Source organism: Blautia faecis, assembly GCF_020554845.1.
In the GTDB taxonomy this organism is placed as follows: domain Bacteria; phylum Bacillota; class Clostridia; order Lachnospirales; family Lachnospiraceae; genus Blautia_A; species Blautia_A faecis.
In genome coordinates, this window is the sequence record NZ_JAJCIA010000013.1 from 86,252 (window position 1) to 95,478 (window position 9,227).

A 9,227-nucleotide genomic window follows, 5' to 3' on the forward strand; every position below is an offset into this window, starting at 1 on the left:
ATGGCAAAAGTAGTAGGCGTAAGATTTCGGAATGTAGGTAAGATCTATTACTTCAATCCGAAGAACTATAAAGTGAAACCGGGCGATCATGTAATTGTGGAGACTGCCCGCGGTGTTGAGTATGGAAAGGTGGTGCTTGCACCTAAGGATGTGGTGGATGACCAGGTGGTACATCCTTTGAAGGAAGTGCTTCGTGTGGCTACCAAAGACGATGATGAAAGAGAGAAGTATAACAGGGAGCGTGAGAGGGACGCTTTCAAGATCTGCCAGAAGAAGATTCGCGAGCATGGACTTGAGATGAAGCTGATTGACGCAGAGTATACTTTTGATAACAATAAAGTGTTGTTTTACTTTACAGCAGACGGCAGAATTGATTTTCGCCAGCTGGTAAAGGATCTTGCATCTATTTTTAAGACAAGAATTGAACTTCGCCAGATTGGTGTAAGAGATGAAACAAAAATTCTTGGAGGAATCGGTATCTGCGGCAGATGTCTCTGCTGTCATACTTATCTTTCCGAGTTTGCACCTGTATCCATCCGAATGGCCAAGGAACAGAATCTCTCTCTGAACCAGACGAAGATTTCAGGTGTATGCGGAAGACTGATGTGCTGTCTGAAGAATGAGCAGGAGACCTATGAGGAGCTGAATCGCAGACTTCCGGGAATCGGAGATACGGTAACTACTCCAGACGGAATCCAGGGCAATGTACAGAGTGTAAATGTACTCCGCCAGCTTGTAAAGGTAGTAGTAGAAATTGGTGATGAGAAAGAAATTCAGGAATTCCCTGTAGGAGAACTGAAATTCCGTTCCAGAAAAAAGAAAGTAAAAGTCTCTGAACAGGAATTAAAGGAACTGAAGGATCTTGAAGATAAAAAGGGAGATTCCAAATTAGATGATTAATGATCTTGTGAAGGAGAATGAGCGGGTAGATGATCTGCAGAATGGCTATTATATCATTCAGGATCCCCGGAAATTCTGCTTCGGTATGGACGCTGTTCTTTTATCTGGGTTTGCCAGAGTGAAGAAGGGAGAGAAGGTTCTCGATATGGGAACGGGAACTGGTATTATTCCGGTACTCCTTGCTTCCAAGACTATGGGAGAGCATTTCACAGGTCTGGAAATCCAGGAAGAGTGTGCTGAAATGGCAGCAAGAAGTGTGAAATACAATAACCTGGAGGACAGGGTCAGTATCAGACAAGGTGATATTAAGGAGGCTGTCAGTATTTTCGGGGCAGCTTCTTTTCATGTTGTCACATGCAATCCGCCCTACATGATCGGGCAGCATGGACTGACCAATCCGCATATGCCAAAGGCAATCGCCAGACATGAGATCCTTTGTACTCTTGAGGATGTGGTAAGCCAGGCCTCGAAGCTTCTTGGAGACAGAGGGCGTTTTTACATGGTACACAGACCGTTCAGACTGACAGAAATTATGCAGGTTTTGACGAAATATAAGCTGGAGCCTAAGCGTATGCAGCTTGTTTATCCATACATTGACAGGGAGCCTAATATGGTGCTCATAGAAGCCCTGAAAGGCGGCAATTCCCGGATTACCGTGGAAAGACCGCTGATCGTATATGAAAAGCCGGGAGTTTATACGAAGGAAATTCTGGAAATGTACGATATGATTTAAAAATATCGCAAATAAAAAATGAAAAACAGATGATTGCAGAAGGGAGAAAAATATGAGTGGTAAATTATATCTATGTGCCACGCCAATCGGAAATCTGGAGGATATTACGCTTCGCGTGCTCCGTGTTCTGAAGGAAGTGGATCTGATCGCTGCGGAAGACACCCGCAACAGTATCAAGCTTCTCAATCATTTTGACATAAAAACTCCAATGACCAGTTACCATGAGTACAACAAAATGGAGAAAGCCTACACCCTCATTGAGAAAATGCAGGAGGGGCTGAATGTGGCTCTGATCACAGATGCGGGAACACCTGGAATTTCTGATCCAGGGGAAGTATTGGCTGCTATGTGTTACGATGCCGGAATTGAAGTAACTTCTCTTCCAGGACCGGCAGCATGCATCACGGCTCTTACCCTGTCCGGACTTTCCACGCGCAGATTTGCATTCGAGGCCTTTTTACCCCCGGATAAAAAAGAGAGGAAAGCCATTCTGGAAGAGTTGAAAAACGAAACCCGCACCATCATCCTTTATGAGGCACCCCATCACTTGGTTGGTACCCTGCAGGAATTGTACCAGGCTCTTGGAAACCGCAGAATGACTCTTTGCCGTGAGCTTACCAAGAAGCATGAAACGGCATTTCGGACAACAATCGAAGATCTGATTGCTTTTTACAAAGATCAGAAGCCCCTTGGAGAGTGTGTTCTGGTGATCGAGGGCAGAAGCCGAAAGGAAATGGAACAGGAATCACAGGAATCCTGGAAAGACATCTCCATTGAGGATCATATGGCGATTTATGAGAATCAGGGAATCGCACGCAAAGAGGCAATGAAGATGGTTGCAAAGGATCGAGGTGTGACAAAAAGAGATATTTACCAGGCGCTTTTGCTGCAAAAATAGAGAAGAAACTGTTCTGGCAGGTGTTATTCCTGACAAGCAGACATACAGGGTGAGATAAGGCGTATTTTTGACGGATATCCGTTGAAAATACGCCGTTTTTTTTACATCTTGAAATGGCTTTTAACTGGCAAAAACGGGGATTTTGTGCTATAATAAATCTGTATTTTTATGCGCAAAAACAGGAATGAGATCTGGCAGCAGAAATGAGCCGTAAATTCCTGTAACTTTTTAATAGATCATAACAGGAGGAATATCATGGGCGAAACAAATACAGAATACGGAGCGGACCAAATCCAGATTCTGGAGGGTCTGGAAGCCGTACGTAAGAGACCAGGTATGTACATTGGAAGTACATCCAGCCGTGGTCTCCATCATCTTGTATACGAAATCGTGGACAATGCCGTAGATGAGGCACTGGCTGGTTACTGTACAGAAATAAATGTAGCGATCAATCCTGATAACTCCATCACAGTTGTAGACAATGGACGAGGCATTCCGGTAGGAATCAATCATAAAGCCGGCATTCCAGCTGTAGAGGTGGTATTTACCATTCTTCATGCCGGCGGTAAGTTTGGCGGTGGAGGATACAAGGTATCAGGAGGTCTTCACGGTGTAGGTGCATCCGTTGTTAATGCACTTTCTGAATGGCTTGAAGTATCAATCTGCAGAGATGGAAAGAGATATGAGCAGCGTTACGAGCGTGGTAAGACAATGTATCCGCTTAAGGAAGTTGGAGAATGTGGTGATTCTACCGGAACTACTGTTACTTTCCTCCCGGACAAGCAGATATTCGAGGAGACTGTATACGATTACGATATCCTGAAACAGCGGCTTCGTGAAATGGCTTTTCTTACCAAAGGTCTGAAGATCATTCTTACTGACAAGCGGGAAGGTATGGAACGGGAGAAAACTTTCCACTATGAAGGTGGTATCCGTGAATTTGTAACTTATCTGAACAGAAGTAAAGAAGCTCTTTATCCGGAGATCATTTACTGCGAGGGTGAGAAGGACGGTGTGGCGGTTGAAGTTGCCATGCAGCACAATGATTCTTATACAGAGAATACTTACGGATTTGTAAACAATATTAATACTCCTGAAGGCGGTACCCATATTACTGGTTTCAGAAATGCCATTACAAACACATTTAACGATTACGCCAGAAAGAATAAGCTTCTCAAGGACAGCGAGCCAAACCTTTCCGGTGATGATATCCGAGAAGGCCTGACAGCCATTGTCAGCGTTAAAATTGGCAATCCGCAGTTTGAAGGCCAGACGAAGCAGAAACTTGGCAACAGTGAGGCCAGAGGAGCTGTAGACAGTGTTGTAAGCAAACAGCTGGAGATTTTTCTGGAACAGAATCCTGCTGTAGCCAAGGCAACCGTAGAGAAGTCTGTACTTGCCCAGAGAGCCAGAGAGGCAGCGCGTAAGGCCCGAGATCTTACCAGAAGGAAGTCTGCCCTTGACAGTATGTCCCTTCCAGGCAAGCTTGCCGATTGCTCGGACAAGAATCCGGAGAATTGCGAAATCTATATCGTAGAGGGTGATTCCGCGGGTGGCTCTGCGAAGACAGCTCGTAACCGTGCTACACAGGCTATCCTTCCTCTTCGTGGAAAAATACTGAACGTAGAGAAAGCCCGTCTGGACAAGATTTATGCAAACAAAGAGATCAAGGCTATGATCACAGCCTTTGGTACCGGTATTCATGATGATTTCGATATTTCCAAACTGAGATATCACAAGATCATCATTATGACTGATGCCGATGTTGACGGTGCCCACATTGCCACACTGCTTCTTACATTCCTGTACAGATTTATGCCGGAACTGATCAAGCAGGGCTATGTATATCTGGCACAGCCGCCGCTGTACAAGATCGAGAAGAACAAGAAGGTATGGTACGCTTATGATGACGATGAGCTGAACGCCATCCTTACAGAGATAGGACGAGACTCCAACAATAAGATCCAGCGTTACAAAGGTCTGGGAGAGATGGATGCAGAGCAGCTTTGGGAGACTACCATGGATCCGGAGAAGCGTATTCTTCTCCGCGTTACAATGGATGAGGCAGCCACCTCCGAAATTGACCTTGTATTTACCACACTTATGGGTGACAAGGTAGAACCAAGACGTGAATTTATCGAAGAGAATGCACGCTTTGTAAAGAATCTGGATATCTAGGGGAGATAGAACAATATGGATGACAAGATTTTTGACCAGGTCCATGATGTGGATCTGGAGAAAACCATGAAAGAATCTTACATCGAATATGCTATGAGCGTTATTGCCTCAAGAGCACTTCCTGATGTAAGAGATGGTTTGAAACCGGTACAGCGTAGAGTGCTGTATTCTATGATCGAATTGAACAACGGTCCGGATAAGCCACATCGTAAATGTGCCCGTATCGTTGGTGATACCATGGGTAAGTATCATCCTCATGGTGACAGCTCTATTTACGGAGCACTTGTAAATATGGCCCAGGACTGGTCTTTCCGCTATACTCTTGTTGACGGACATGGAAACTTCGGTTCTGTGGACGGCGACGGCGCAGCTGCCATGCGATACACTGAGGCCCGCCTGAGCAAAATTTCCATGGAGATGCTTGCTGACATTAATAAAGATACTGTAGACTTCCAGCCAAACTTTGATGAAACTGAGAGAGAGCCAAAGGTGCTTCCTTCCAGGTTCCCGAACCTGCTGGTCAATGGTACTACAGGTATTGCTGTTGGTATGGCTACCAATATTCCGCCTCACAATCTTCGTGAGGTTATTAATGCTGTTGTAAAAATTATTGACAATACCATCGAGGAGCAGAGAGAAACCACAATTGAAGAGCTTCTTGACGTTGTAAAAGGCCCGGATTTCCCTACAGGAGCCACTATTCTCGGAAGAAGGGGAATCGAGGAGGCATACCGCACAGGCCGCGGCAAGATCCGTGTACGTGCAGTATCGAATATTGAGACCTTACCAAATGGAAAATCACGTATTATCGTTACGGAGCTTCCATATCTGGTAAATAAAGCCCGGCTGATCGAGAAAATCGCAGAGCTTGTCCGTGATAAAAAGATTGATGGAATTACCGACCTGAATGATCATTCCAGCCGTGAGGGAATGCGTATTTGTATTGACCTGCGTAAAGATGCCAATGCAAATGTTGTTCTGAATCAGCTGTACAAGCATACCCAGCTGCAGGATACTTTTGGCGTTATCATGCTTTGTGTGGTACCTCAGGGCGACAGTCTTGTACCAAAGGTACTGAATCTGAAAGAGCTTCTGGAGCATTATCTGGCTCATCAGGAGGACGTTGTTACCAGAAGAACCAAATATGATCTGAATAAAGCGCAGGAACGTGCCCACATTTTGGAAGGCTTGCTGAAAGCCCTGGATAATATCGACGAAGTTATCAGGATCATTCGTGCTGCCCGCAACGTTCAGATTGCGAAGCAGGAATTGATGGACAGATTCGAACTGACGGATGTGCAGGCTCAGGCTATTGTAGATATGCGTCTGAGAGCTCTCACCGGTTTGGAAAGAGAGAAGCTGGAAGCAGAATATGCAGAATTAGAGGAGAAGATCCGCAAATTCCTGGCAATTCTTGCAGACAGAAATCTCCTTCTTCGTGTTGTAAGGGAAGAAATCCTCGCAATCGCTGACAAATACGGCGATGAGAGAAGAACTGCCATCGGATATGATGTCTATGATCTTTCCACAGAGGATCTGATTCCAAGGGAAAATACTGTCATTACTATGACAAAACTTGGTTATATCAAGAGAATGACTGTAGATAATTTCCGCAGCCAGAACAGAGGTGGACGTGGAATCAAGGGAATGCAGACCATCGATGACGATTATATCGAAGAACTGCTTATGACTACTACTCACCATTATCTGATGTTCTTTACCAACACAGGACGTGTATACAGACTGAAAGCATACGAGATCCCTGAAGCAGGAAGAACTGCAAGAGGTACTGCAATTGTCAATCTTCTGCAGCTTATGCCAGGTGAGCGCATTACATCTGTTATTCCTATGCGTAAATTCGAAGAAGGCAAGTATCTGGTTATGGCAACTAAGGCTGGTCTTGTGAAGAAGACACCTATGGAAGAATATGCCAATGTACGTAAGACAGGTCTTGTGGCAATCACACTTCGTGATGATGATGAGCTTATTGAAGTTAAGGCTACAGACGATACAAAAGATATTATGCTTGTAACGAAAGATGGTATGTGCATCCGTTTCAAGGAGACCGATGTAAGAAGTACCGGAAGAAGCTCCATGGGTGTTCGTGGTATGAATCTTGATCCTGGAGATGAGGTTGTGGCAATGCAGCTGAATTCTCAGGGAGATTACCTGCTTGTAGTATCTGAAAATGGTATGGGCAAACGTACTGCTATGAGTGAATTTACCTGCCAGAACCGTGGCGGTAAGGGTGTGAAGTGTTACAAGATTACCGAGAAAACCGGTAATGTGATTGGTGCTAAAGCTGTCAATGAAGAAAACGAGATTATGATGATCACTACAGAAGGAATCATTATTCGTATTACCTGTGCCGGAATTTCTATTCTTGGAAGAATCACTTCCGGAGTGAAGCTGATCAATCTGGATGAGGGTGTAACAGTGGCAAGTCTTGCCAAGGTTCGCGAGAAAGCAGAGGGAAATACGGAGAACGGCAGCAGTGAGGAGCCGACTGAGGAGACTGAGGAAGTTTTCGAAGAAGAGGATTCACAGGATACAAATGATGCAGAATAAAGGAATCTGTGAAGTATGAAAAAAAGAACCAGAATTTTAATCCTGGGTGTTGCCATGATGCTTATCATGGCAATGTCCGGATGCGGCGTAAATCATAAATCGCCGGAGGGAGTAGTGGAAGCTCTTATAAAGAATTACGTAAGCGGAAGTGAGAAGAAGGTGAAGCAGTGTTATTCTCAGGAAAAGGATACCAATGAACTTCTACAGAATGAGATTGATGCTACTTTAAAATATTTTGCTGCTCATAATCCAACAAAAGTAAAAGTAGAACAGTGCGATATTCTTTCCGAAAACGGCGATTATACTTACGTGTACATTATTTACAATCTGGTATTGGAAAATGACCAGGAGTATCCATGCGTAGGAACCTATATGACGGAGAAAAAAGATGGTAAATACTATGTAATGTCACCTTCCGAGATCACAGATGATCTGCGGAATCAGGCTGCAGATGACTATGCCAAGTTTATGACTGCAGATTCTTATAAGACTTATACGAAAGCATACAATGTATTTATCAAAAAGAACCCGGGGTATGAGGAGAAAATTGCGAATAAGCTGGATGCAGAGTAGAAGGGAGGCTGCTGCAGGATGATTGAATCTTGCAGTGGCCCTTTTTCATATCGTGATCTGATATGGGATCGAAAAAATATTTTTATCTCATAGGGGAGTTTTGCATAGAGGAAAGGAGCTTGGAAATGAAAAGAATCATTGTAATGGTACTGAAGAATATTATATTCGTACCATATTATTGGATTATGCTGAACTGGTATGCTGCGCATGTGGATAAATACACAGAGGAACAGCGCTATGCCATGTTGAAAAAAATTGACCATGCAGCTAATCGTGGAGGAAATCTTCATATAGACGGTCATGGAGTAGAAAATATACCTTCGCAAAATGGATTTATGTTTTATCCGAATCATCAGGGATTATATGACGTGCTTGCCATAATGGAGGTCTGCCCGGTACCTTTTTCAGTAGTTGCAAAGAAGGAAGTTGGAAATGTACCGTTTTTGAAGCAGGTATTTTCATGTATGAAAGCATTTTTGATTGACAGGGAAGATATTAAACAATCTATGCAGGTGATCATTAATGTAACGAAAGAAGTAAAAGCAGGAAGAAATTATCTTATTTTTGCAGAAGGGACCAGAAGCAAAAATGGAAACCATCCTCAGGAATTTAAAGGCGGAAGTTTTAAGGCTGCTATGAAAGCAAAATGTCCGATTGTACCGGTTGCATTGATTGATTCTTATAAAGCATTTGATACCGGTTCTGCAAAAATGCTGAATGTTCAGGTGCATTTTCTGAAGCCCATGGAATATGAAGAATATAAAGATATGAAATCAACTGAGATTGCCGCAGAGGTAAAAAGAAGAATTGAAGAGACTATCCGGGCAAATGAAAATAGTAACTGTTCACTTTGTAACCAGTAACCGCTTCGCGATGCACAGAAATCATGTATTCGCATGATTCCGCACCGAAATTCGCATAAAAAATAAAAAACTTAAAAAAGATGTTGACAAGAAGTGATCTTTTAAGTATAATAACAAATGCGCTACAAAAGATGCGCAACTCCACAATTTAACATTGGTTAAGTAGTTCGGAGACTGGAGAAGTACTCAAGAGGCCGAAGAGGTGCCCCTGCTAAGGGTATAGGTCGTTAACGCGGCGCGAGGGTTCAAATCCCTCCTTCTCCGTTTTTTAATTTTTTTGAATTTTAAATTTAAAAAAATTAAAAAAAGTGGTTGACAAAGCTTCCTACTTGTGATAAAGTGGACAAGTCGTCAACAAAGACAAAAAACTTCATCAAAAAAGTTTTGAAAAAAACTTAAAAAAGTTCTTGACAAACAAAATAAGATGAGGTAAAATAAACAAGCTGTCGCAAAGAAATGACAGCGAAACAACCTTGATAACTAAACAGTGAAACACATACGATTCTCGAAAATT

Annotated in this window: 7 protein-coding genes and 1 tRNA gene; all 8 read left to right on the plus strand. The window is 43.3% G+C overall.

Annotated elements, in window-relative coordinates:
* Positions 1 to 900 carry a PSP1 domain-containing protein gene (locus tag LIZ66_RS08520; protein WP_118580868.1) on the plus strand — a complete coding sequence of 300 codons (900 nt, stop codon included), beginning with the start codon at positions 1 to 3 and terminating at the stop codon, positions 898 to 900.
* Positions 893 to 1,633: a tRNA1(Val) (adenine(37)-N6)-methyltransferase gene (locus tag LIZ66_RS08525; protein WP_173770011.1), complete on the plus strand. Its 741-nt coding sequence runs from the start codon at positions 893 to 895 to the stop codon at positions 1,631 to 1,633. The genes LIZ66_RS08520 and LIZ66_RS08525 overlap by 8 nt, the downstream gene beginning before the upstream one ends.
* Positions 1,634 to 1,685: 52 nt before the next feature.
* Entirely contained in the window at positions 1,686 to 2,531 is an 846-nt protein-coding gene (rsmI, locus tag LIZ66_RS08530; protein WP_173770010.1) for a 16S rRNA (cytidine(1402)-2'-O)-methyltransferase, read from the plus strand.
* A gap of 255 nt (positions 2,532 to 2,786) precedes the next feature.
* Complete coding sequence (gene gyrB, locus LIZ66_RS08535; RefSeq protein ID WP_148463034.1) at positions 2,787 to 4,709, plus strand: DNA topoisomerase (ATP-hydrolyzing) subunit B; 1,923 nt, start codon at positions 2,787 to 2,789, stop codon at positions 4,707 to 4,709.
* Between the two features lie 15 nt (positions 4,710 to 4,724).
* A complete protein-coding gene (gene gyrA, locus LIZ66_RS08540; protein ID WP_173716663.1) occupies positions 4,725 to 7,277 on the plus strand; it encodes a DNA gyrase subunit A in 2,553 nt (850 codons plus the stop codon).
* Between the two features lie 15 nt (positions 7,278 to 7,292).
* A complete protein-coding gene (locus LIZ66_RS08545) occupies positions 7,293 to 7,850 on the plus strand; it encodes a hypothetical protein (RefSeq protein ID WP_148463032.1) in 558 nt (185 codons plus the stop codon).
* Positions 7,851 to 7,975: 125 nt separating this feature from the next.
* On the plus strand, positions 7,976 to 8,713 hold the full coding sequence (locus LIZ66_RS08550) for a lysophospholipid acyltransferase family protein (RefSeq protein WP_226837752.1): 738 nt from the start codon (positions 7,976 to 7,978) through the stop codon (positions 8,711 to 8,713).
* 176 nt (positions 8,714 to 8,889) lie between these two features.
* A tRNA-Ser gene (locus LIZ66_RS08555) sits at positions 8,890 to 8,977 on the plus strand.
* Positions 8,978 to 9,227: the final 250 nt, after the last annotated feature.